Annotated in this window: 22 protein-coding genes and 1 tRNA gene; 4 read left to right on the top strand and 19 right to left on the bottom strand. The window is 37.6% G+C overall.

Features of this window, described 5'->3' with window-relative positions; all coding sequences use genetic code 11:
• Positions 1-46 precede the first annotated feature (46 nt).
• The 4 genes from KJS36_RS09475 (at position 47) to KJS36_RS09460 (ending at position 2681) form a co-directional block, all read left to right on the top strand.
• The gene (locus KJS36_RS09475; protein WP_373306164.1) at positions 47-988 is read left to right on the top strand and encodes an alpha/beta hydrolase; all 942 of its coding nucleotides are present in this window, start codon (positions 47-49) and stop codon (positions 986-988) included.
• Positions 989-1111: 123 nt separating this feature from the next.
• Positions 1112-1197: transfer RNA gene (locus tag KJS36_RS09470), tRNA-Leu, on the top strand.
• A gap of 49 nt (positions 1198-1246) precedes the next feature.
• Positions 1247-1585 carry a YbaB/EbfC family nucleoid-associated protein gene (locus KJS36_RS09465; RefSeq protein WP_280520343.1) on the top strand — a complete coding sequence of 113 codons (339 nt, stop codon included), beginning with the start codon at positions 1247-1249 and terminating at the stop codon, positions 1583-1585.
• Between the two features lie 295 nt (positions 1586-1880).
• Positions 1881-2681 carry a hypothetical protein gene (locus KJS36_RS09460; RefSeq protein ID WP_213536673.1) on the top strand — a complete coding sequence of 267 codons (801 nt, stop codon included), beginning with the start codon at positions 1881-1883 and terminating at the stop codon, positions 2679-2681.
• A 121-nt stretch (positions 2682-2802) separates the two neighbouring features.
• Here KJS36_RS09460 and ptsP read toward each other — a convergent pair whose 3' ends face one another.
• The 19 genes from ptsP to KJS36_RS09365 all read right to left on the bottom strand — a co-directional run bounded on the left by ptsP (position 2803) and on the right by KJS36_RS09365 (position 25740).
• Complete coding sequence (ptsP, locus tag KJS36_RS09455; RefSeq protein ID WP_213536672.1) at positions 2803-4530, bottom strand: phosphoenolpyruvate--protein phosphotransferase; 1728 nt, start codon at positions 4528-4530, stop codon at positions 2803-2805.
• Positions 4530-4796, bottom strand: coding sequence for a phosphocarrier protein HPr (locus tag KJS36_RS09450; protein ID WP_213536671.1), 267 nt, complete (start codon positions 4794-4796; stop codon positions 4530-4532). The genes ptsP and KJS36_RS09450 overlap by 1 nt, the downstream gene beginning before the upstream one ends.
• A 182-nt stretch (positions 4797-4978) precedes the next feature.
• A complete protein-coding gene (locus KJS36_RS09445; protein WP_213536670.1) occupies positions 4979-6013 on the bottom strand; it encodes a 3-deoxy-7-phosphoheptulonate synthase in 1035 nt (344 codons plus the stop codon).
• Positions 6014-6037: 24 nt separating this feature from the next.
• Positions 6038-7069, bottom strand: a complete 1032-nt coding sequence (locus tag KJS36_RS09440) for a 3-deoxy-7-phosphoheptulonate synthase (protein WP_213536669.1) — start codon at positions 7067-7069, stop codon at positions 6038-6040.
• A gap of 139 nt (positions 7070-7208) precedes the next feature.
• Complete coding sequence (secA, locus tag KJS36_RS09435) at positions 7209-9803, bottom strand: preprotein translocase subunit SecA (RefSeq protein WP_213536668.1); 2595 nt, start codon at positions 9801-9803, stop codon at positions 7209-7211.
• A gap of 118 nt (positions 9804-9921) precedes the next feature.
• The gene (locus KJS36_RS09430) at positions 9922-10539 is read right to left on the bottom strand and encodes a lysophospholipid acyltransferase family protein (protein ID WP_213536667.1); all 618 of its coding nucleotides are present in this window, start codon (positions 10537-10539) and stop codon (positions 9922-9924) included.
• Between the two features lie 224 nt (positions 10540-10763).
• Positions 10764-12056 (bottom strand): amino acid permease, encoded by a 1293-nt coding sequence (locus tag KJS36_RS09425; RefSeq protein WP_244842905.1) that lies wholly within the window; start codon positions 12054-12056, stop codon positions 10764-10766.
• A 96-nt stretch (positions 12057-12152) separates the two neighbouring features.
• Positions 12153-13571, bottom strand: coding sequence for a branched-chain amino acid permease BcaP (gene bcaP, locus KJS36_RS09420; protein ID WP_213536665.1), 1419 nt, complete (start codon positions 13569-13571; stop codon positions 12153-12155).
• 128 nt (positions 13572-13699) lie between these two features.
• Positions 13700-14326: an HAD family hydrolase gene (locus KJS36_RS09415; protein ID WP_213536664.1), complete on the bottom strand. Its 627-nt coding sequence runs from the start codon at positions 14324-14326 to the stop codon at positions 13700-13702.
• 21 nt (positions 14327-14347) lie between these two features.
• A complete protein-coding gene (locus KJS36_RS09410; protein ID WP_213536663.1) occupies positions 14348-15232 on the bottom strand; it encodes a TMEM175 family protein in 885 nt (294 codons plus the stop codon).
• Positions 15225-15677 (bottom strand): D-aminoacyl-tRNA deacylase, encoded by a 453-nt coding sequence (dtd, locus tag KJS36_RS09405; RefSeq protein ID WP_213536662.1) that lies wholly within the window; start codon positions 15675-15677, stop codon positions 15225-15227. The genes KJS36_RS09410 and dtd overlap by 8 nt, the downstream gene beginning before the upstream one ends.
• A gap of 85 nt (positions 15678-15762) precedes the next feature.
• Entirely contained in the window at positions 15763-17127 is a 1365-nt protein-coding gene (locus tag KJS36_RS10960; protein ID WP_244842893.1) for a hypothetical protein, read from the bottom strand.
• A gap of 130 nt (positions 17128-17257) precedes the next feature.
• A complete protein-coding gene (locus KJS36_RS10850; protein WP_244842891.1) occupies positions 17258-18409 on the bottom strand; it encodes a hypothetical protein in 1152 nt (383 codons plus the stop codon).
• A gap of 221 nt (positions 18410-18630) precedes the next feature.
• A complete protein-coding gene (locus KJS36_RS09390) occupies positions 18631-20850 on the bottom strand; it encodes a RelA/SpoT family protein (RefSeq protein ID WP_213536661.1) in 2220 nt (739 codons plus the stop codon).
• 143 nt (positions 20851-20993) lie between these two features.
• Positions 20994-21749 carry a 16S rRNA (uracil(1498)-N(3))-methyltransferase gene (locus KJS36_RS09385; protein WP_213536660.1) on the bottom strand — a complete coding sequence of 252 codons (756 nt, stop codon included), beginning with the start codon at positions 21747-21749 and terminating at the stop codon, positions 20994-20996.
• A 43-nt stretch (positions 21750-21792) separates the two neighbouring features.
• A complete protein-coding gene (prmA, locus tag KJS36_RS09380; protein ID WP_213536659.1) occupies positions 21793-22749 on the bottom strand; it encodes a 50S ribosomal protein L11 methyltransferase in 957 nt (318 codons plus the stop codon).
• Between the two features lie 88 nt (positions 22750-22837).
• Positions 22838-23635 (bottom strand): glycosyltransferase family protein, encoded by a 798-nt coding sequence (locus KJS36_RS09375; RefSeq protein ID WP_213536658.1) that lies wholly within the window; start codon positions 23633-23635, stop codon positions 22838-22840.
• Positions 23636-23704: 69 nt separating this feature from the next.
• The gene (locus KJS36_RS09370; RefSeq protein ID WP_213536657.1) at positions 23705-25231 is read right to left on the bottom strand and encodes an ATP-binding cassette domain-containing protein; all 1527 of its coding nucleotides are present in this window, start codon (positions 25229-25231) and stop codon (positions 23705-23707) included.
• Positions 25228-25740: a hypothetical protein gene (locus tag KJS36_RS09365; protein WP_213536656.1), complete on the bottom strand. Its 513-nt coding sequence runs from the start codon at positions 25738-25740 to the stop codon at positions 25228-25230. Before KJS36_RS09365 ends, KJS36_RS09370 begins: the two co-directional genes overlap by 4 nt.
• Positions 25741-25749 lie beyond the last annotated feature (9 nt).

Below are 25749 nucleotides of genomic sequence, written 5' to 3'. Positions count from 1 at the left end.
TAAAAATAATTAGACATGGCAAGGCTTTTTGTGTATAATGAATTTCATCATGAAAAATAAGAAAAAACATTTTTTGCGCTGGATTATTGGAATTTTTCTAGCGCTTGTGATTATTGATATTGGAGCAACCTTATATTTTTATCAAGTGGCTTGCATTCGCAATGATAGTCCTGTCACGCAGGTGGCAACAACAAGTAAAAATTACCATCTTGTACAAGATTTTGATAAATTGTCTGTAAAAACTGTAACCATCAAGAACGATGGATTGAAGCTTGATGCTTCGTATCTTCCCGCGGCTGTGGCAACGAATAAAACAGTTATCGTTGTGCATGGTTTTCGACAAGATAAATCTGCGATGCGTCAATATGGCGAACTCTTTCACCAGTTGGGCTACAATGTTTTGATGCCAGATAATCGAGCTGCTGGCGATTCTCAAGGTAAATTCATCAGTTATGGTTACAAGGATAAAACAGATGTTATCGCTTGGGCGAAAATGCTGACGCAACAAAATTCTCAAGTTCATATCACTTTGTTTGGTCTGTCAATGGGTGCTGCGACTGTGATGATGGCTTCTGACCAGCCTGATTTACCAAGTTCTGTCAAAAATATCATCGAAGATTGTGGATATAGCAGTGTTTGGAGCGAGATTACTTATCAAGGTTGGAGCGGTTATCATGTGCCTGCTTTCCCTATTGTTTACAGTGTTTCAGCCGAAAATGCCATTCGTCAAGGTTGGTTTTTCCAACAGGCAAGTTCGACTTCGGCGCTCGCAAAAGATAAGTTGCCAATCCTCCTAATTCACGGCGGTGCGGACACTTATGTCCCAACAAAGATGGTTTATGAAAATTACAAAGCTGTCAAAAAAGGAACGCCAAAAGAACTTTTGATTGTCAAAGGCGCCGCACACGCACGGTCATTTGAAACTGACCCAACGTTATATCGCTCAACTGTGAGTAAATTTATGACGAAATATAATCCTGTCAAATAAATAAAAAAATCTGGCAAATCTGGCAGATTTTTTTGACAGTTCTGTCAAAAAATTTTTTCATCCTCATATCACTGATACTTGCAAAAATCACTGTAAAATGATATTATATTTGAGTAGCAATTCGCGGAAGTGGCGGAATTGGCAGACGCGCAGGATTAAGGATCCTGTCGGGAATTTTCTTGGTGCGGGTTCAAGTCCCGCCTTCCGCATAAATCAAACTCGGATAACGAGTTTTTTTGTTAGCAAATTTATGGTAAAATAGAACATGAACTACATTTTAAAAGAGGTAAATCTATCATGATGAATATGCAAAATATGATGAAGCAAGCGCAAAAGCTCCAAAAGCAAATGCAAGTGTCACAAGAAGAAATCAAAGCAACCACTTTCGTCGGAAAATCTGCACAAGACCTTGTCACAGCTGAATTTTCCGGTGATCGCACACTGAAATCTCTGACAATCAATCCAGATGTCATTGACCCAGAAGACCCAGAAACACTCTCAGAAATGACGATTGCAGCTGTCAATGATGCTCTCAGTCAGATTGAAAAAATTACAGAAGATAAAATGGGTAAATTTACTAAAGGATTACCGTTTTAACATAAAAAAAGCCAAATTTGGCTTTTTTATTTTTGACAGTTCTGTCAAAAAATTTTTCGTATTCTATTGACAAGCCGATGCTTTTGATGTAAAATAAAATTATATAAAAGCGTAAAAACGCTTTCAGGAGAGCTTTATGGCAAGCAATCAGCAATCAATTAACACTTGCTTGTCAAGGAGCAGGTGAATTTTTTAATGTAAAATAGCACTTTTTAAGTGCTATTTTTTGTTTTCATGTCAACAAATCATGTGCAGCTAGGGATTCACATAAAAAGCTCAAAAAGGAAAAACTATCATGAAAAAATCAGTTATTATCACCGCTGCTGCTGCCTCAGTCTTAGCCGTTGGTGTTACTAGCGCAACAACCGTCAAAGCGCACGCTGACAGCAACGTTTATCGTCTTTACAATCCAAATACAGGCGAACATTTTTACACAACCAGTACCGCAGAAAAAAATGCTGACGTAAAAGCTGGTTGGAATAACGAAGGTATCGGCTGGATTGCTCCATCTTCAAGTAAATCACCTGTTTACCGCGTGTATAATCCAAACGCTAAAGGTGGCGACCATTATTACACCAAAAATAAAGGTGAAGCAAGTGCTCTTGTAAAACTCGGTTGGAAATGGGATAATAATGAAAAGCCAGTTTTCTACTCTGGTTACAACACTGCAATTTATGTTGCTTATAATCCAAACGCTCTATCTGGCGCTCATAATTATACTGCCAGTCTTGGCGAAGAAAATAATCTTATCAAGTTAGGCTGGAAGTACAAAGCCATTGCTTGGTATGGCAAAGCTTATGTCGCACCTGCAAAACCAAGTACGCCTGCCTCTAAGAGCTTCACGAAAGGCGAAGGAACTTACACTGTAGGCAATCAAATCGCCGCCGGCAAATACACTGTGACCTCAGTCACTCATAGCGTTGGTACTCTCCTTGATTACAATACAGCCGACTATTCCGTAGATAATAGCCTCTATCTGGATAGCACTGGCAAATACGGCGACAAGTCTGCAACGATTACCTTGACAAAAGACATGACAGTTACCATCGTGCCAACACACACTGGAGATACAGTCGCTTTTATTCCTGTAAAATAAAACTTAGCACCGTCAAACACAAAAAACAGTCTGTCAAAAACTATTTTCTATCCTTTTATTTTTGACAGAACTGTCAAAAAAACCACAGAACAATTCTGTGGTTTTTTTATATATAAGTGTCTTATTTTACATATTCTTCAACAAGAGCAACAACTTCTTCCATAGTACCAGCTTCAGTTAAAGCTTTGTTAGCAAGTTCTTGCATTTTTGTTGTATCCAAACGTTTCATGAGTGAACGCGTTTGAAGCACTGATGTTGCAGACATAGAAAATTCGTCAAGTCCCATTCCCATAAGCAATGGAACAGCTGTCTGATCGCCAGCCATTGCACCACACATACCAGCCCATTTTCCTTCAGCATGAGCAGACTTGATAACATTGTTAATCAAGCGCAAAAGTGATGGATTGTAAGGTTGATAGAGGTAAGAAACTTGTTCATTCATACGGTCAGCAGCCATTGAATATTGAATCAAATCATTTGTACCGATTGAGAAGAAATCAACTTCCTTCGCAAATTGGTCAGCAAGCATTGCTGCCGCTGGGATTTCAATCATAATTCCCACTTCGATAGCATCAGAAACAGCGACACCTTCAGCAACTAATTTCGCTTTTTCTTCAAGCAAAATTCCCTTTGCCTTGCGGAATTCTGTCAATAAGGCAACCATTGGGAACATAATCCGAAGTCGTCCATGAACAGAAGCACGAAGCAAAGCACGAAGTTGCGTACGGAACATTGCATCACCAGCTTCGCTCAATGAAATACGCAATGCACGCCAACCAAGAAATGGATTCATTTCATCAGGAAGTTGGAAATAAGGCAATTTCTTATCACCTCCGATATCCATAGTACGGACAACGACAGGTTTGCCATTCATTCCTTCAAGAACTGCCTTATAAGCATCATATTGCTCATCTTCTGTTGGGAAATGGTCAGAATTCATATAAAGGAATTCTGTACGGTAAAGCCCAATAGCTTCCCCACCATTATCATTAACACCTTTGACATCATCTGGTGTACCAATATTAGCAGCCAGTTCAAAGTGTTTTCCATCAGCAGTCACAGTTTCAGCATTTTTCAACGCAGCCCACTCAGCTTTTTGAGCAGCAAAATCTGCCCCAGCTTTTTCAAATTCCGCTTGTTGTTCAGCAGTTGGATCAATAATTACTTCACCAGTCAATCCAGAAGCAGCTAAAAGTTGACCATTTGAGACCAATTCAGTGATATTTTTTGTTCCCAAAACTGCAGGAATTTCAAGCGTATTTGCCATAATCGCTGAGTGAGAGGTTTTCCCACCGATATTTGTGACAAAGGCTTTAACATATTTTTTATCAAGTTGTGCTGTTTCAGATGGCGTCAAATCTTCAGCAACAATGATGACTTCTTCGTCAATCAAGGCTGGACTAGGGAGTTTTACACCAAGCAGATTAGCAAGAACACGTTTTGTTACGTCCTTGATATCTGCCGCACGTTCTTGCATATAAGCATTATCTGTCATTCCCTCAAAAATGGTAATGAACATATCTGAAACTTCTTTTAATGCCGCTTCAGCATTTTCTTTCTTAGAAGAAATAGCATCTTTGATTTGTGCAATAAAATCAGGGTCTGCAAGAACCATCATGTGTGCATCAAATACAGCAGCGGCTTCTTCACCAAGGCTTTCTACTGCTTTGTCCTTAATAAGTTGAAGCTCGCTTTGGCTCGCTGCCAATGCAGCGTCAAGGCGAGCTTCTTCATTATTTGTGTCTTCGACAGAAACTGTTTCAAAAGACAAGTCAGGTTGAACAAGCAAGTATGCCTTAGCTACAGCTACACCAGATGATGCAGCAATACCTTTAAGCATAGTAGTCATTATTCAGCAAGTCCTTCTTTAGTCATTGTTTCAGCAATAGTTGCCAAAGCGTCATCTGCATCAGCACCTTCAGCAGCGATTGTAACATCAGCACCTTGACCAACACCAAGACTCATAACGCCCATGATAGATTTAAGGTTGACAGATTTACCTTTGTATTCAAGAGTAATTTCTGAAGTGAATTTTGAAGCTGTTTGCACGAGCAATGTAGCTGGACGAGCGTGAATACCAGTTTCTGCAACAATGTGAAAATCTTTAGAAGCCATTTTTAGGTTCTCCTTATTTACTTTTTATTTGATAATTAAATAACTATCCTTACCACACAAATTGTAGCATAAAACGAAAAGGTTTGCAATATCTATCGTTTTTTATCTTCACTTTTTTTATAATTAGCATTCTACAGCCAATTCATCAAAAAAATTCTACTTAAAAAGTAGAATTTGTTATATTATTTTTTAGACTCAGCTTCATAAATCTCATGTACTAAATCCTCAGTTTTATCCCATCCAAGACATGGGTCTGTGATAGATTTTCCAAAAACATCTGGATGGTCTTGGCGACCGTCTTCGAGATAAGATTCAATCATGAATCCACGTACATATTTTTTGATTTGTTCATCCCAATCACGATTGATTAGCGTTTGACGGACAATACGAATTTGTTCTTCATAATGTTTTCCTGAATTATCATGATTAGTATCAATCACGATAAATGGATTTGCCAAATTCATTTTTTCATATTTAGCAATCGCTTTGATGAGGTCATCATAATAATAATTAGGGATATTTTCATTATGTTCATCTGTCGCACCACGCAAAATTGCATGAGCCAACGGATTCCCATCTGTATCAACCTCAGCACTACTATAAATAAAGTTTTGAGCAGTCTGCGCCGCATGAATGGCGTTAAACATCACATTGAGATTGCCAGAAGTAGGATTTTTCATACCAGTTGGCGCATCAATCCCACTAGCCACGAAACGGTGTTCCTGGTCTTCAACAGAACGCGCACCAATTGCATGGTAGCTGACCAAATCATCAACAAGATTATAATTACCAGCATAGAGCATTTCATCAGCTGTCGTCAAACCTGTCTCTGTAATCACGCGATAATGCAAATCACGCACAGCATGAATACCGTTAATCAAATCAGGCAATTTTGATGTATCTGGTTGGTGCATTAGCCCTTTATATCCATCCCCGTTTGTACGAGGTTTCGCCGTATAAACACGCATCACCATAAAGATTTTATCTTTCACTTCTTCTTGAAGTTTTGCCAAACGTCCAGCATATTCAAGAACAGCAGCTTCATTATCTGATGAACATGGTCCAATAATTAGTAAAAGACGGTCATCTTCCCCTTTGATAATAGCCTCAAGCTCTTTATCTCTTTGAACTTTTCGCTCAAGTGCTGCACCTGTCAGTTGATTGGCAGCTTTAATTTCTGCAATATTAATTTGTTGCCCTTTTTTGTGAATACCCATTTTTTCTCTTTTTCTATTTATAGCTTATTTTGACAAGTTGGTAAAAATTTCATTTACTAAATCTTCAGTTTTATCCCATCCAAGACATGGGTCTGTGATAGATTTACCAAAAATATCCGGATGGTCTTGACGCCCATCTTCGAGATAAGATTCAATCATGAAACCACGTACGTATTTTTTGATTTGTTCATCCCAATCACGATTGACAAGTGTTTGACGAACAATACGAATTTGTTCCATATATTTTTTACCAGAATTATCATGGTTTGTATCAATCACGATAAATGGATTTTTCAAGCTCATTTTTTCATATATTTCAATCGTTTCAAGCAAATTATCTGTATAATAATTCGGGATATTTTTCCCTACTTCATTTTGTCCGCCACGCAAGATAACGTGAGCTAACGGATTACCAGATGTTTGTACTTCTGCACGATTGAAAAGAAAATCTTGCTCTTGTTGTGCTGCATAAATACCATTGAACATCACTTTTAAGTTTCCAGAAGTTGGATTTTTCATACCCGCTGGTGCATCAATACCACTCGCTACAAAACGATGCTGTTGATTTTCAACTGAACGTGCGCCAACTGCAATATAAGAGACCAAATCATCAACAAGCGGCAAATTTTCAGGATAGAGCATTTCATCAGCTGTTGTCAAACCTGTCTCTGAGATAACTTTATAATGCAAATCACGCACCATTTTAATCCCATTAATCAAATCTGTATGACCATCAGCATCTGGTTCATGAATTAAGCCTTTATATCCGTCTCCATTTGTACGAGGTTTCGCCGTATAAACACGCATCACCATAAAGATTTTATCTTTCACTTCTTCTTGAAGTTTTGCTAAGCGGCGACCATATTCAAGAACTGCTTCTTCATTATCTGATGAGCATGGGCCAATAATTAGCAAAAGACGGTCATCTTCCCCTTTGATAATTGCTTCTAACTCTTTATCACGCGCTTCTTTTCTTTTTTGTTGTTCCCCATTTAAATGACCGAGCATTTTTACTGCATCAATATTTATCTCGGGACTAATCTCTTTAAAAACCATTTCTAAAAATTCCTTCCAATTCAACTATAAAATGAAACACCCTTTAAGGTGTTTCCTATTGTATCAAAATTCTGCACTAATTAAAAGATTTAGACAATTTATATCTCATATTTTTTATTCAATTGTCTGAAATGCCTTATTATCCATTATGAACACGGCCATGACAATTTTTAAATTTCTTGCCTGAGCCACATGGACATGGATCATTACGACCAACATTACTAAAATCAATCACTTGTCCATCTGCATTTCTTACTTCTGTCAGATTTCCTTGAGAAGTTGTTGTGATATGTGTAGCTTTTTGCTCTGGTACAACTGTTTGGGGCTGAATTTGAGCTTTCATCATCAAACGTGTCACTTCGAATTCTATCGCACCAATCATGTCGTTAAACATCTTATAAGATTCTTCTTGATATTCAACGATAGGATTGTTTTGAGCATATCCACGCAACCCAACTGATTGACGCATTTGGTCAAGAGCATCAATGTGCTCTGACCAGTTATTATCAACGACACGTAAAACGACCGCACGTTGGAATTCAAGCTGACGGTCAGCTTCACTCAATTTTTCCATTTGAGAAGCATAACGCGTTTTGACTTTATCAAAAATCAAATCTTTCATCTCTTGAGCAGTTTTACCTTTCAAGAGTTCCAAATTTACTTCTCCCTCAGAAAGCATAGTATTTTCAACTGTTTTTTCTAAGTTCATTAGTGTTTGTTCATCTTTGATATCGCCAGCAATCAAATGTCCATCGACTTGACGTTCAATCGTTCGTTTAAACATTCCCATCAAGATTGGTGTCATGTCTTCTTGTGTTGTAATCACTTGGTAACGCTGTGCATAAATAACTTCACGCTGCTCACGAATGACGTCATCATATTGCAAGACTTGTTTACGAGAATCGTAGTTGTTTCCTTCAACACGTTTTTGTGAACTTTCAATCTGGCGAGTAATCAAGCCAGATTTAATAACTGCATCCTCACCAGAAATACGCATTCTATCCAAGAAAACAGAAACACGTTCAGAACCAAAACGTTTCATTAACTCATCTTCAAGAGAAAGATAGAATTGTGAAACCCCTGGGTCACCTTGACGGCCCGCACGACCACGAAGCTGATTATCAATACGACGACTTTCATGACGTTCAGTACCAATAACCGCAAGCCCGCGAAATTCTGGATCTGCATGATCAATCACCCCAGGTCCAAGCTTAATATCTGTCCCACGTCCAGCCATATTTGTCGCAATCGTTACGGCACCTTGTTGTCCAGCATTCATGATGATTTGCGCTTCGCGGAAATGATTTTTCGCATTCAGTACTTCATGAGGAATTTTTGCTTCAACCAGTTTATTTGAAATCAATTCTGACGTTTCAACTGCAACTGTACCAATCAAAAGAGGCTGCCCTTCGGCATGACGACGTTTGATATCTTCAAGCACTGCGTTAAACTTAGATTCCAAAGTTGGATACAATAAATCTGGATGGTCTAAACGCAAAATTGGTTTATTCGTTGGAATTGGTGTGATTTGGATATTATAAATCTCACGAAATTCTTCTTCTTCAGTCTTAGCAGTTCCCGTCATACCAGATAATTTCTTGTACATACGGAAATAGTTTTGGATAGTAATTGATGCCATTGTCTTAGATTCATCTTGAATTGGCACACTTTCTTTTGCTTCAATCGCTTGGTGCAGTCCATCAGAATAACGACGTCCTGGCATGGTACGACCTGTAAATTGGTCAATAATCAAAACTTCTTGATTTTCATCAACCATATAGTCAATATCATGAAGCATGATAAAGTTAGCACGCAAAGCATTATCTACAAAGTGGGTCAACGCAACATTTTCCATATCGTAAAGATTATCAATCGCAAAGAATTTCTCTGCTTTATCAATTCCTTCTTCGGTTAAAGAAATGGTCTTAGATTGTAAATCAATCTTATAATCATCGCCCTCTTCATAATCAGACGTTGCAATATTAAGATTTTGTCCTTTTAAGTTCTTTGTAAATTGATCCGCACGATAATACAAGGCAGATGAACTTTCTGCTTGCCCAGAAATAATCAGCGGTGTTCGCGCTTCATCGACCAAGATTGAGTCAACTTCATCGACCAAGGCATAATTCAATGGACGTTGTGTCATATCTTCAAATCGTGTCACCATATTGTCACGCAGATAATCAAAACCAAGTTCTGCAGATGTAGAATAAGTGATATCACAGTTATATGCTTCACGTTTTTCTTCTGGAGATTTTGAATTTAAATTCAAACCAACAGTCAATCCAAGCCAATTATAAAGTTCTCCCATTTCAGTCATATCACGGGTTGCTAAATATTCATTTACTGTAACAACGTGGACACCTTTGCCGGATAAAGCATTCAGATAAACTGGCATGGTTGCTGTTAAGGTTTTACCTTCCCCTGTACGCATCTCTGGAACGTCCCCATTGTGAAGAACAATACCACCCATAATTTGCACGTGAAAAGGGAAAAGTCCCAAGACACGCTTTGCTGCTTCACGACAAACTGCGAAAGCTTCATAGAGTAGATCATCAAGGTCTTCTCCTTTAGCAACACGTTCTCTAAGTTCTGGTGTTTTTGCTTTAAGTTGTTCATCTGTGAGGTGTTCCATCTCATCTGCAAATGTTTCAACTTTCAATGCCATGCGGTTAAGTTTACGGAGTTCTTTTTTGTCATTTTCGACAACTCTTCTTATAATATTATTAGCCATACATTCTCTTTCGTGATAAGTAAATACTTCTTTTTATTTTAACACTTTGTAGCTTTTTTTTCAATTAAGTTCTCAAAAAATAAAAAAACTGACATTTTTATCAATTTTTTCATTCTTTCTACTTTGCAATATACTGATAATCAGGATTGATTTCCTTATCAAGTTTTGCAAAAGCTTCTTCCATTCGACGATTGATTTCTTCAATTCCTTCAGCATTGGCTTTTTTTATATCTGATACATCAATAGCTTCTCCAAAATTCACTGAAACTTTTTCACGGCGAAAAACACCTTTAAGAGTCAGTGGTCCTTGATATACAGCAGGAACAATGCGTACATTTGCCATTTTAGCTATCAGAGCAACTCCGCCTTTGAGTTCACTTGAATGGCGTGTCCCACTTGGAAACATGACAAGAGATTTATCACTTGTTTTAAGTGATTTGACAGCATATTTGATTGGTTTTGTACCAGGATTTTCACGATCTACAGGAAAAGCACCACATTTTTTAATCCACCAGCCACCAAATCCTTTAAACAACTCTTTTTTAGCCATAAAGATAAATTGTTTAGGCGCTGTTGCAAATGCAAAGTAAACAGGCTCCCAAGCCATACGATGAGGACTTACAACAATGTAATTTTCTGAGCGTTCAGGAATACGTTCAAGATGATAAAACTTTGTACGGCCATTAAACAAAACTAGCAAGAAACGAACTAGATTACGGCAAAAAGCATAAAACATAATTTTTTCTCCAATTATATAGATAATACTAACGATTTTATAACAAATATCAAAATTTAGCTAGTCTTAAATATTTTTTAATCAAAAACAATCCCAAGTAAATACTTGGGATTATCTTATAAAAGAGGGAACAAACCTTAATTCTCCATAGGAGAATACCACTAAAGTGGTAATAAAACATAGATTTTTCTATACCTTATTACCACTTTAGTGAAGCCGTCCTTCTACTTTTTGCGATAACTAAAGTAAGAAGCAAGACAAATGACAAGAGCAAAAATAGATAAGGTCCAAGGATTTGTCACAATCTGTGTCACAAAAATGATACTTAATACCACTAACACTACTAAAGTAGCAAGTTTTAAGAACCAAGAAGCAACCCCAGAATTTTTAAAATACAATATCAACGCCCCAATTAGAAGCATTATCCAGACAATCGTAATTGTAAAGGAGATTGAAGCAGCAATGAAATGCCAAAAGCCGTCACCTAAAACTGCAGAAAGAATAACACCAATAAAAAGGACTGCTGAGCTGACCAAAATAGAGCGAACAGGCACTTGATTTTTTGAAAGTTTACTCAAACTTTTGCCTACTCTACTTTGCGAACCACTCATTCGAGAATATAAAGAACGAGATGTTGCATAAATCGCCGAATTAACTGCTGAGAAGATAGCAATGATTACAACAACTAAAATAATTTTATCTGCGTAGGGAATTCCAATTCGCGTAAATATTGTTGCAAAAGGGCTTGGTCCATTTGGATTTGAAACATCTTTCCAAGGAAGTAATTGCAAAAATAGAAAGATTGGAATGACATAGAAACTGATAATTCTGACTAAAACTCCACGGATAGCTTTAGGAATAGCTTTATCTGGATCTTGCGTTTCAGCAACTGTTACTGCAGCAAGCTCTGAACCACCAAATGAGAAGATGACTACTAAAAGCGAAGTTAAAATACCAGAAATACCATGCGGAGCAAAACTTGGAGCCATACTAGCTGTGGAAGTTTTCTGAACAGATGGAGCGATAAAACCTAAATGATTATCATTGACAAAAAGTAAAAAGATACCGACTGCAATCAAAACAATGATAACTGCTACTTTCAAGAATGCGAGCCAATACTCTGTTTCAGCGAAAATTTTTACTGACCAGAGGTTAATAGCTGTTCCTAACACTGCAACAATTAAGGCAAAAATCCATAATGGAACACCTGGAATCAACATTCCAAGAAATGTCGAAACACCAGCTTCTTCGGCAATTAAAACCGCCATCCAAGTTGCCCAATAAACCCAGTCCGTAAAATGTGCCCAATGAGCTCCAACATAAGGGGAAACAACTCCAGACATTCCTGTTTCATGTTTTGTCTGATGTGTTACCATCTTTCCAACGCCATACATAACAACATAAAGCGTTAATCCTGCTAAAAGATAGGAAATAAGTACTGCCGGTCCTGCCGCTGCTATTGCTTGTCCTGAACCAAGGAACAGTCCTGAACCAATCGCTCCTCCAAGTGAGAGCATTACAATATGACGCGTTTGTAGTGAACTTTTTAAATGCTGTTTTTTATTTTCTTGTTCCAAAATATGTTTGCTCCTGCTATCTGTATTATCAGACATTTACTGTTTTCTATTTTTACTGTGCCACATACCATATACAAAATAAATCACAAGTCCTAATACAAACCAACTTCCCGCAAGTAATTGAGCATTGGTGTTGAGTTTGTAAAAGACAAAAACTGAACCAAGAATACCAAATGCTGGTAGAACTGGATAAAATGGCATTTTATATGTTGCTTTTGGAAGGTCTTTACCTTCTCGTGGACGCAACGCATACATACCAATAGAAACGAAGACAAAAGCAATCAATGTTCCTGCAGAAATGAGCTGTGAGAGGAAAGTGAATGATGTCAAGGCTCCAATAACAACTGAAATAATTGTGATTAACCAAATAGCATTTGAAGGAAGTTGCTTTTTATTCATTTTTCCTAAGCCTTTTGGTAAAAGACCATCACGACCAAACGCATAAATAAGACGAGAGCCTGCAAGTATCATACCAAGCAAGGCAATGAACATACCAGCTAAGGCAACAACTGTGACAACTTCTGAAAGAAGTGGATGACCTGATTGTTCAAGCGCCCAACCTACTGGCGCTGCATTTCCTGCATAAGATGAATAAGGGTGCATACCTACTAAGACTAATGTCACACCTGCGAAAAGAAAAACGGCAATGACAAGAGAACCAAGAATACCACGTGGCATTGTTTTTTGGGGATTTTTAGCTTCTGCTGAGTTGGCTGCAATAGAATCAAAACCAATGTAAGCTAAGAATATTGCTGAAACTCCAGCCCAAATCCCCTGAAAACCACCAAATCCAGTTTTTGGATTATGTGCAGGGATGAAAGGATGATAATTAGCTCCATGAAGAGCTGTTAATCCAACAGCGACAAAAGCGACAATAGCAGCTATTTTGAGAACGATGAGCACTTGACTAATTTTTCCTGCATCAGAAGCACCACGATAAACGATAGCTGCGGCAAGTAAAATAACAATCAGTGCAAGTAAATCAACTGTTCCATTTCCATTGCTCACTTTTGTCCCCAAAGGTGCTGCAAGTGCTGCTGGAAGTTTAAAGCCAAGCGGTGCGAGTAATTGCTGGAAATTAGCAGAAAAACCTGCACCAACAAAGGCGACGGCGATAAAATACTCCGCAAGAAGCGCCCAGCCAGCAATCCAGCCAAACCCTTCTCCCAAAAGTACAGAAATCCAAGAATAAGCTGAACCTGCAAGAGGCATAACTGTGGACATTTCTGCATAAGCAAAAGCAACAAATCCTGCCACAAGTGCAGCAAGTAGATAGCTAAAAACGACTGCAGGGCCTGCATATTCTGCAGCAACCTGTCCTGGTAATGTAAAAATAGATGTTGATATAATCGTACCAACACCTAGCGCAAGAAAATCTCTAGTTGTTAGAACTTGTTTGTAGTGCTGGTCTTCTCCAGATACAACTACAAAATCAGTTTTTTGCATAAATCCCATGAATAATAACTCCTATCTCATTAAAATTAAGGTATTTTTTAATAAATTCAATAGATTGTATTTTAGCAAATAATCTGATAATTGTCAAAAATTTATAAACAATTTTTTATTTTCGTTACTTTTGTTTGTCATTGATTTTTTAATTTTGCAAAATCAATATCTAAAATTGTCGATGGATTTTGAAGATGGATTGTATTTAAAGCGACTTTTTTTGCTCCTATAATATTTTCTGCGTTATCATCAATAAAAACTGTTTCTTTTGCTTCTATGTGTGCTTGTTGTAATACTTCTATAAATGCTTTTGGGTCAGGTTTACGTAAGTGTAAATCGTGGGAATAATAAGTTTTTATGAAATAATGTTGGAGGCTTTTCCCTGTTTGCTTTAAGCACTGTGCTTCAAAATACTTTGCATGGATTTCATTTGTGTTGGAAAAAAGATAAAGATTGTAGTTAGAGGTCAGTTTTTCTAAAAGCGCCATACGTTCTGGATTGAAAGGTTTGATAATGAGATTCCATGTGTTTTTAATTTGATTGTCTGTTAATTCTGGAGAAATGTGTTTACGAAATTCTTTGTAAAATGTTTGTTCGGAGATATTTCCAAGCTCTAACTGCTCAAAGAATTTTTGCTGTTGGAGAGGATTGAAATAATTTTCAAAATCTTTAATTCCTAACTCTGAAAATGCTTGACTCATCTCGTCAAATCCTAAATCAATGATGACACCTCCTAAATCGAAGATAATATTTTTTATTGACATAATCTCTCTTTTCTATATGCTTTAAAACCGTGGTTTGCCATTTACCTTGCCTTCTTCTACATCAAGGGTAAAATCTTCTGTGCCTTCACCAATACCGCGGAAAAAGAAGTTAAAAATGGGTACAATGACAAATAGCCAATGTCCGATATCTGGACGCACTATAGCAATCAGCATGATTGCGATATTCACTAATATTGTAAAACTAAGTCGGCTTAACCAAACGCGACGCCAGAAATTAAAAGATTTTGGTTTATTGCGAAATTCATGTTTGGTAATGCCGTAAGAAATACATTCTTGTAAGATGAGAATAGCAAGAAGAACAAGTCCATAGTTCAGAGAAGCAAACCAGTTTGGTTTGAGCATAATCCACTTCGTCAGTAGAGGAATGAGCGAGAGCATTCCCATGTAAATAAACTCAACGACAATCATACGTTCTGTGAGTTCTTCAGTTACGGCGAAATTTTTATGATGATTGAACCAAAAATTAGCGGTAACAATAAAGCTCACAAGGAAAATTCCGACTGCTTCAATAAATCCAGTATATCCGTTCGGCCCAGTTGGCATAGGAATTTCGAGGAGCATGATAGTAATAATCACAGCAATCACTCCGTCCGAAAAAGTCTCAATGTGATTGCGCAGTTTTTGACGGCTGATTTTCATTTCTTCTTCGTTATGCCGCTGCATTTTTTTATGAAGTTCTTCACGTTCCAAATTTGCTAGTTCTGGATGATCCGCCATAAATTCGTCAAACATTTCTTGTCTGGCTTGCATAATTTCTGGATTACTTTTGAAGCGTTCTAGTTCATCTTGACGATGTTTCTTTTCTCTGTCTCGCCATGATTGCTTGCGTTTTTCATACCAATGAGTACGTTTTTCTTTAAATGTGCTGCCTTGTTTTTTAGCCATGTCTTGCCTCTTTTGTATCCAAGATAATAGTTACAGGTCCATCATTGATGAGTTCAATTTCCATGTCTGCGCCAAATTCTCCTGTTTTGACAGGAAGATTTTGATTTAATTGTTCATCAAATTTCTCATACATTTGTTTTGCAAACTCTGGTTTTCCTGCCGCTGTAAAGCTTGGACGATTACCTTTTCTTGTATCTGCATAAAGTGTAAACTGAGAAATAGATAAAATTTCGCCCTGGATGTCTTGGACAGAGCGATTCATTTTTCCATCTTCGTCCGAAAAAATACGCATATTTATAACTTTGCGTACGGCATAATCAAGGTCAAATTGTGTATCTGCATCTTCGACAGCAACAAGTAATAATAAACCTTGGTTGATTTTATTTTTGACAGTTTTGTCAATTTTTACAGAAGCTGATTTTACTCTTTGAATTACTATTTTCATGCTTTTAATTATACAAAAATTCTGTCAAATTTGACAGAATCTTTTAGAATTTTTGACAGTTCTGTCAAAAATATTTTATCTAAATTTAGTCGTTTGGAATACCAACGGGCATTTGAATACCTCCTGTAGGTTGTTCTGAACCTGGGAAATTATCCCAATCATAACTTGCGGGAAGTGTACTTGTGCCACTTACCGTAACATTTGCACTCGCTAAAACTCCATTTTTATCAAGAGTTTCAGAATAATTATTAGCTAAAATATTCCACCAGTTCAAAGCTCCTGAACCTGCTGCATAAGACCATGTATTATATTCTTGAGGTAATCCAGCTTCCTTTACATTGGTAAAATGACAATTTATCGAATCCTTCCCAAAAGCCGTTGCTCCTTGAGCGCTAATCATGTACATAGCATCTGTAGAGCCGTCATAACTAGAGCGGTCTGCCGTTAAAAGTCCCCCAATATGGAAAAGAGGTTTAAAGTTGACTTTTTGACTTCCAGTCAAAGTACCATTGACAAAGAAAGCAACCAGCTGAGTATTTGCATAATAAGCAATTTTTAAATGTACCGTTTTTCCAATAGGAGCAGAGCCATAAGCTGTATAAAGTGCGGTTCCTCCATCGTGGACACCACCATTAGCAACATTTTCAGAGAGATAGACTCCTTTATTTGCCCAAATATTGTTGTCAATACCGCTGGCACTATCTACTTGGATACCAAAAGAAACATTGCTACCATTGTTATCCCCAATCATTAATTTTCCGTGATAGCCTCGCCCACTTCCCGTTAAATTCATATCTGCTTCTAGCGAGAAACTCAGTGTACCTAATTTTTTTACATCTGATTGCACCATAAGATTATCCCCAAAAGTCGTACCTGCTGCGACTCCAAGAATTTTATATGTTCTTTGTACACCAGGTTTATACCCTACTACTGGCGGATTTTTCCACGATTGTCCAGAAAAAGCTGTTGCTCCATATTTCCAGCCTACTTTAAGAAGATTTTTTTGCTCATTTGTATTTTCTGTGTAATTATGAGAACCAGATGTCGCATTAGGATTAAAAGCAACATAAATTGGAATATTTCCTCCTGAATAAAACACTGCTTTTCCATTATTATCCCATTTCCAACCTTTTTTAACTAAAGACTGAGCCTCATAGTTACTTTTCGTGTAATAATGGTCTCCTCCTGTTGCATGAGGATTATAAACACGATAAACAGGTGTTGATGAAGTTTTTGGTGCTACCCAGCCAATTCCTTCGTATCTCCAACCTGCACGTACATCTACATCGCGTTCATAAGCATTTTCAGTATAAAAGTGTTCTCCCGTATTTTTATTATATAAACGGTAAACATAAGCTTGTGTTGAATCTGCCAACACTTTCCCACTTCCAACAGTTCCTAATCCAATTCCTCCACATACTAAAAATAGAATTATAAGTAATCTTTTCAAAATTTATCTCCAAACTAAATATACTATTAAAAAACTTTCTAAATTTATTATACTTTTCACAAACAGATTAGTCAACCTCTATCATTAGAATAAAAAAAAGTAAGATATTCAATCTTACTTTCAAATTTCATCAATAGAGAACGCCAGCTCCAGTCACATCACTTGTCTTCGTGCCGTTCAAAGGTCCTTCTGTTTTGCCATTTTTTGACACAGTCAGGTTAGATATGCTTATACTTGATGATGTAGCTGTTGCGTGCACCACAAACAACTGACCTGTTAGACGAGTACTATATTGTCCAATTAAGCTTCCATTCACGTATGCTTGCATAACACCTGAAGAATAATACTTGATTTGCATATGTACAGACTGACTTTGTGCAATGGTTGGTAGGCTTGTTGCTGTTGAATAAAATTGTTGCCCAGTCGTTCCAGCATTTTGAGGGAAATTAATCGTAGCAACATTGATTCCTGCTTTCCAATAAGGCATTTGATTGACACCACTTGCATTATTGTGAAGTTCTATTCCAATCTGCCCTCCAGGATTGTCCGTTCCTGCAAGTACAAATTGTAATTCTGAGCCATCTGCAGTCCCCTGCATTTTTACATTTGCAGAAACACTGATTTCTGGCGTTCCTTTTGGTGCGCCAACAAATGATTTGTTTGCATAAAGATAACGATAACTTCCAGGATTGGAAGCTTCATTTCCGCCTGCACCAGTAACATTTATATCAACTTTTCTTGGTGCTGACTGAACGGCTGATGGTGCTACTGTTTTTCCTGCAGCTTCTGCATACCAAGCAACGGCTCCATATTTCCAACCAAGACTTAAAAGATTGTTTTGTTCGGCTTTATTGACAGTATAGTTGTGCGCGCCTGATTGCGCGTTAGGATTGTAGGCAACGTAAGTTGGGACTTTGCCGCCTGAGTAAAAAACTGCTTTACCACCATTGTCCCATTTCCATCCAAGTTTTACGAGCGCTGCGGCTTCTCCTTTACTCTTTGTGTAGTAATGGTCGCCTCCATTGGCATTGGGATTATAGACACGATAAATGGCTGCGCCTTTTGTTGGTGCTTGCCAACCTGTTCCTTCGTAGCTCCAGCCTGCTTTTACATCGGCATTCTTTTCTGCAAGACTTTCTGTGTAGAAATGCTCTCCTGTATTTACATTGTATAAACGATAAACTGGAACGCTTGTTGCAGCTGAGGCGTGACTTGTGGTGGCGATACCACCTGCGATGAGTAAAGCGGCTGCACAGCTTATTCCAAGAGCTGTTTTTTTCATTCTTTTGTCCTCCGAGTGTTTCTTTTGACCTTGTCAAAAGAAAATGCTTACTTTGTGTAGTATAGCATTTATTTTTAATTATCCTTATTATAGCGCTTACGAAATATTAAGTCAATCTAAACACTACTTTTTCGTAAATCATTTGTTTTTATTGTTACACTTTTAATATACTTTCTTTTACAACAAAAAAACTTTACTTTTTCAAGTAAAGTTTTTTTATTTTATCCATTTGTACGTTTGACACTGTAAACATCTGGTGTCATTTTTATTTTATCGACGACAAAGGTAAGTTCTGATAGATTTCTAATTCCTAGAGCAATATGGATATTTGCCATTTTTTTATCTTTTGTTGGTTGGGCGTTGATGGAAATCAGGTTCTTCGTGGAATTTGACAACACTTGGACAACATCATTGAGTAAACCAGGACGATTGAAGCCATAAACATCAATGTTTGCAACGTATTCTTTGGTTATATTTTCATCTTCATCCCATTCGACATCTACAAGTCGTTGTTCAAAATCTTCTTGTCCACGAACGTTTTGACAGTCGGCACGGTGAATGGAGACACCGCGTCCTTTGGTAATATAACCAATAATCTCATCTCCTGGTACAGGATTACAACATTTTGCGATACGCACGAGCAAGCTGTCAATCCCTGAAACACTGACACCTCCATCATGGCGAATTTTCATGACATTTTTGCTTTCGCGCTTGACTTCACCATTCAGCAGTTCTTCTTCGGAGGCTTTATTTTTCTCACGTTCACGCGCACGACGTTCTTTTTCGGTCAGACGATTTGCCACAGAAATCGCGGAAACTTCACCAAAACCAATCGCAGCGTAGAGAGCTTCACTACTGCGGAAACTCATCTTATTGAAAAGTTCGTCCATGTGTTTCTTGTCAAGATACTGATTAGGTACAAAACCAAGTTCTTCCAGAGCGCTTTGTAGCATATCATGACCTTTATTGACGGACATTTCTTTATCTTGATTTTTGAAAAATTGTTTGATTTTGTTGCGTGCTTTGTTGGTTTTAACAAGATTTACCCAGTCACGACTTGGGCCAAAACTGGTTTTATTGGTAATGATTTCAACACGATCGCCTGTTTTTAAAACATAAGTTAAGGGTTGCATTCTACCATTGACTTTTGCGCCGACTGCGTGGTCTCCGACTTGTGTGTGAATAGCATAGGCAAAATCAATCGGCCCTGAGCCTGCTGGAAGTTCCTGCACGGTACCTGTCGGGGTGAAAACATAAATCTTATCTGACAAGATATCTTCTTGAACTGCCTTGACAAATTCTTCTGCTGAGTCGCCAGATTGTTCACGAAGTTCTACGAGTTCATGAATCCAATTGAGCGTTTCGGAAATTTCATGAACATCAACTTTTGATTTGATGCCTTGCTTGTATGCCCAGTGTGCAGCGACACCATATTCAGCGACTTGGTGCATGGCGCGCGTCCGAATTTGAAATTCCATTGGTCCTTTAGGACCGTAAACTGTGGTGTGAATGGATTGGTAACCATTTGCCTTTGGATTGGCAATATAATCTTTAAAACGTCCTGGCATTGGTTTCCAGAGGTCGTGAATATAGCCTAAAGTGGTGTAAACATCGCTTGTTGTCTCTGTGATACAGCGAATAGCAATCAAGTCATAGATCTCATCAAACCGTTTCTTCTTATCGTGCATTTTACGATAAATAGAGTAGATATGTTTGGGTCTGCCATAAATCTCAGCATCAACATTTGCTTGATGAATACGATCTGTCAATTTGTCAATGACTTCTGTGACCAGTGCTTCACGAGAGGAACGTTTTTCTGCCATGAGTCCTTTGATACGATTGAACTCGACATTGTTGAGGTACCGAAAAGAAAGGTCTTCAAGTTCCCATTTAATGCTAGCAATACCTAAACGATGAGCAAGGGGAGCATAAATTTCCATTGTTTCACGTGAAATTCGTTTTTGTTTGTCAGGGCGCAAATGCTTGAGCGTTCGCATATTGTGCAGGCGGTCGGCAAGTTTGACAAGGATAACACGGATGTCTTTACTCATTGCCATGAGCATTTTACGATGGTTTTCCGCAAGTTGTTCCTCGTGGGATTTGTACTCAACTTTTCCAAGTTTTGTGACACCATCAACAATATTGGCAATTTCCATACCAAAAAGTTCAATCAAATCATCTTGTGTAAACTTAGTATCTTCAACGACATCATGTAAAAAGCCGCAGGCAACCGTTACAGCATCAAGTTTGAGTTTGGCAAGAATGGCTGCAACTTGTGTCGGGTGGACGATATAAGCTTCTCCAGAGGCACGATATTGCTCTGCATGGGCGATTGAGGCGCACTTCATCGCTTTTTTAACGAGAAGTACATCTTTTTCATTCATATAATTTTCAGTGAGTTTTACTACTTGATCACCAGTTAGGACAGGTTCTGAAGGCATGAGTTTTTTGTTTAGTTCTTTTTGAATGAGCTAAACTTTCCTCCTTTTTTTATTTAGTCTATTTTACCATAAAATATGGGAGCTGCCAAAAGACGGCAAGTTTCTGAAAGAAAAGAACTGCAAATGTTTACAGTTCCTTGAAATTATTTAAAAAGTTCAAAATAAGCGGAAATTGCCGAGAGTGCGTAAAGAGGCGCTGTTTCTGCGCGCATAATCCGTGGGCCAAGTCCGATTGACTTTGCACCGAGTTGCTCAAATTTTTCGATTTCTTCTGGGGCAATACCACCTTCTGGACCAAACAAAATCAGTAGTTTTTGAGCTGTTTTCATTTTTGACAGACTTGTCAAAAAAGTTGAATGCTCTCCTGATTTTGCAGATTCTTCGTAAGCAATCAAAATCTGGTCAAATTCCGAGAATTTTTCGGTCAGCGCTGATAAATTTTCAAAAAGTTGTACCTGTGGAATATGCGCACGCCGTGATTGTTCAGCAGCTCCGAGAGCGATTTTTGACAACTTTTCTTGTTTTTTTGACAGTTTTTTATTGTCCCATTTGGCAACCGACCATTTGAAGGGCGCTGCCCAGACTTCGTAAGCGCCGAGTTCTGTGACTTTTTCTGTGATAAAATCCAGTTTATCGCCTTTGGGAAAGCCCATCGCGACCGTTACTTTTACTGACAGTTCTGTCAAATTTTCTAAAAGTTTGACAAGACGCACTTTGTGCTGATTGACATCTGTAATTTCTGCCAAAGCAACTTTTTCATCAGCAAAAACCAAGCGCAATTCATCGCCAAAGTCCGCACGCATAACGGTGAAAATGTGATGCGCTGCTGCTTTATCTTCGATGATAAATTCTTCGCCCAGCTCAGGCATTTTTCTGAAAATAAAATATTGATTTGCCATATCGTTTTAGGTTTACAGTAAATTTACAGTCTTTGTAAACCTTCTAACCTCCAATCACACCTGAGCGATTTTCCGTTTTCTTGAAAATCACACAATTCCATTCGCCTTGAATCATCCGTGTTTCAAGGAAAAATCCCGCTTTTTCAGCACTTGCAATAACCATGTCAGCTTTTTCGGCGATAATCCCTGACATTATCAGATAGCCCTCGTCGTTGACAAGTCTGTAAGCATCCTCTGTCATCAAAACAAGGATATCAGCGAGAATATTTGCGACAATCACATCCGCTGACTGCTCAATGCCTTCCAAAAGATTATTTGCCGCCACATAAATTCGCTCTGTATCTGCATTTAAGTCAATATTTTCCTGCGCCACGCGCACCGCTACTTCATCAATATCGTAAGCAAAAATCTCGCCCGCACTGAGTAAACTTGACGCAATCGAAAGCACGCCAGAACCTGTTCCAACGTCAATCACCGTCTCGCCACCGCGCAAAATCTGCTCCAGCGCATACAAACTCATCTTCGTTGTAGGGTGCGTTCCCGTGCCAAATGCCATACCGGGGTCAAGTTTAATCAATTTTTCCGTTGCCTGCGCTTGATAATCCTCTGTCCAACTCGGTACAATCGTCAAATCATGTGTCACGCGCGCCGGTTCAAAGTATTTTTTCCAAGCGTCCGCCCAATTTGTTTCTGACAGATTATTTGTCAAAATTGACAGACCTGTCAAATCAAAAAAGTCAGACAAACGCTTAATTTTCTGCTCAATTTCCGCTGTCAACTCAACAATCGGCAAATTTTCAGGGTAATAAGCGGTAATCTCTACCAGCTCAGATTGCTTGATTTCCGGCAAAATCTCATCGCCAAACACATCAACGTGCGTCAAATAATCTGCACTATCCGCAATTTCCACACCGCCAGCTCCCAGCTCAATCAGCAAAGCCGAAACAGCCTCCTCAGCCAATCGAGTAATTGTTACCGTTATCGAATTCCAGTTGTTCATCTCATGCTCCTTTTTTACAATTTTACCGTAAAAACAAGCATTTGTCAGCAAGAAAAACATTTTGACAGAACTGTCAAAAAAATTTTCCTTATACCTTCTCTTTCATTTTCACCGTTTTTGCCAATGCAATCACCCACAGTAAAATCGCAACCGTGCCTAGCAAAGCAAGCAGCCAGAAAGAAATCGGCTGTGCCGAATGACTTAAAAAATCATCCAAATATTTGTGCAAAAAGCTCAAAAGCAACATTACCGAAAGTGCAAAGCTCCATCTCCTGAAAAATTTCACAGACAAAACAAACAGCACACTCAAAAAGATAATCAAGAAAAGCCAAAAAACAAAGGGAGCAATATCGCCATTTCGCAGCGCTACCCAATCAAGAAAAGGAATAATTTTAAACTTCTCTTTCACAGCTAAAATCGCTAAGATAAGCAAATAAATCGCTGAAACAGCTACTGGCAAGTGCCATCTTATTACTGCTTTTTCATCCAACTCAACTTTTTTCTGAAAACAGACAATCCAAGCCGTAATTGCCAAAAATCCCAATAGAAAGCCAACTAAAATCCCCCAACCATACTCGGATTTTCCACCAAAAGTCATCAACAAATCAATCCCACCAAGCTCCAGCGACGTTTTGAGAACAAAAAGTGAAAGCAAAGCACAAAAAGCAGGCACAACAAGTTTCCGAAAGAAAACAAGAGAAATCAAACAAAACAACAGCCCCAGCGCAAAGATAATCGAGCCATTGGGATATTTCTCCATCATCTGCCAACCATTAAAAAAGTTCGTTTTCAGCTCCCAAGTATTCTCGTGATTGGGCAGGAAAAGGCTGAGCAGATAAAGCAAGGAAAGAAATATAGCAATGATGTATTTTGTAGTTTTTTTCATTTTTATCTCCTATCTTTTTTACACATTATTTCTTCCCTTATACAGCTCAATTCATCTTCCTCAATAACTTTACAGCTCAATAATCTCATCAAATTTGCTTGAAAGTTTTTGATTGTAATGATGGCTGATATAAGCAAAATTTACTTTTATATTTAATAAATTTTCTTCGATTTTTTGGCGTGAATTCTGGTCAAGGCTGCTGGTAAGTTCGTCAATGAAAAGATAATCATAATCAGCATAAAGCGCACGCGCAAGAGACAAACGCTGCTTCTCTCCGCCAGAAAGCGTATTATTACCAACCTGAACATCTCTTTTTATGGTAAGCTCAGAAATTTTTATAGCCTGTGAGAGTTTTTCGAAATCAATCTCCGATGCAAATAACGTAATATTTTGTTCCAAAGTCCCTTGAAAAACATAAGATTGTTGAGGAACATAGCCAATATTTGTGCCAATTTCAACACTCCCTTTTTCATTTTTAATTTCATCAAAAATCAACTTGAAAAGGGTTGTTTTCCCATGTCCACTTTCTCCAATAATCAGGTAACGCTTGGATTTTTCAAATTTAAAAGAAAAGTGTTCAAATAGAGTTTTATTTGAAAATTTTACAGTGATGTCTGTAAGATAAGCCGCAATATCTTGAGAAGCTTTTTTGATTTCTTCTGCATTTTCACTAAATTCAATCTCATTTTTAAACTTTTGTGCAACTTTTCTACCACCAAGAAAATCTGTGATGATACTTGTTGCAGAATACATTGGGAAGCTAATTGCTACGACTAATTGCGTGAAAGCCACAAGTTCCCCCATCGTAAGATGGGCAATAATGATAAAATAGCCACCAATTACCCAAATTCCAAAATATAAGAGGTTTGAAAAAAGATCATTTAAAGTAATAATTTTGTAACTAAACCTTTTTTCATGTATTTGATTTTCGAGTAATCTATAATTACTATCATGAAATTTAGCTATAAATCGTTTTTCTTGTGCAAAATTTTTCCAAATTTTTTCGCCTTCTAAAAATTCTTGCCCTTCTTTCATATAATTCTCATTATTTTGTAGAACCAAATTTTTATTATTTTCTAATTTTATTTTTCCGATAAATGGAATAATCAACTGCGGAACAATAAGTAAAACCACAAAAATTGATAGTAAAAAATTGACAGCAAACGAAACCAACACTGCAAAAATAAACTGAATTAACAGGTAACCTCCCCAAAAAATTTTATAAAAATAACTATCAATGAGTAAATCATTTTGCGTTGTGAGAAGAGTAAGATATTTTTCACTCTTTTTTTCTTCAAGCAAATATGGCGGGAGTTTACTAATTCTTACAGCAAGTTGTTCTCGAACATCATATCCCAGTTGTAACGACAGGATTTTAATTGACGATTGCTGATGATAATAAACCAAAGCCTCGACTAAGAAAAAAATGAAGACGTCAAAAGAAAGAAAAAGATACTTCTGTACATTATCCACTTTAGTCGCATTAACGACAATTCTTAGTATGATTGAATTTCCAACAATAGCAGCAGCTAGAATTATACTAAAAAAAGTAACTTTTATGATTTCTATTTTTCGGTGCACAAAGAATTGTTTCATATTTTAATGTCCTGCATAATATATTGGTTTAATAAATCTCTGATTGACACATTTTCTATCTGCTCTAAAAACTTGGTGGCTAACAGCTTATTACCATTATCATCCAATAAAAGCACCAACATACAAATTAAGTCTTGCTCTTCTTCTAAAAGTTTTATCTCTTTAAAAAATCCTAACTCTGAGTAGCCCCAATTTAGAGCATTTTTAAATAATACTTGAGATTTGTTTTTATTTGGATACAATGAAAAATAATCTTTCCATAAATTTAAGTCTTGTGGTGTTTGTGCCAAGCAATTTTCCATAATTATCTTTTTTTGACCATCTGATTTTGATAAAAGGGAAGCATAATTTTTAAAAACCAGTGATTCAAAATAGTTATTTTGAGTTTCTGAAATAAACTCGTCTAAATTTAATCGTCTTTTGAGATAGTCTAATGCTACATTCTTTCCTTCAAAAATTAAAAGTTTAAAACTAACACTATTCCAGATTTCATAATCATCTCTCTCCAACTCCTCTAA

The organism is Lactococcus nasutitermitis, assembly GCF_018403765.1.
Classification (GTDB): Bacteria; Bacillota; Bacilli; order Lactobacillales; family Streptococcaceae; genus Lactococcus; species Lactococcus nasutitermitis.
Note: the sequence above shows the minus strand (reverse complement) of the source record. Positions and strands in the feature narration are given on the sequence as shown.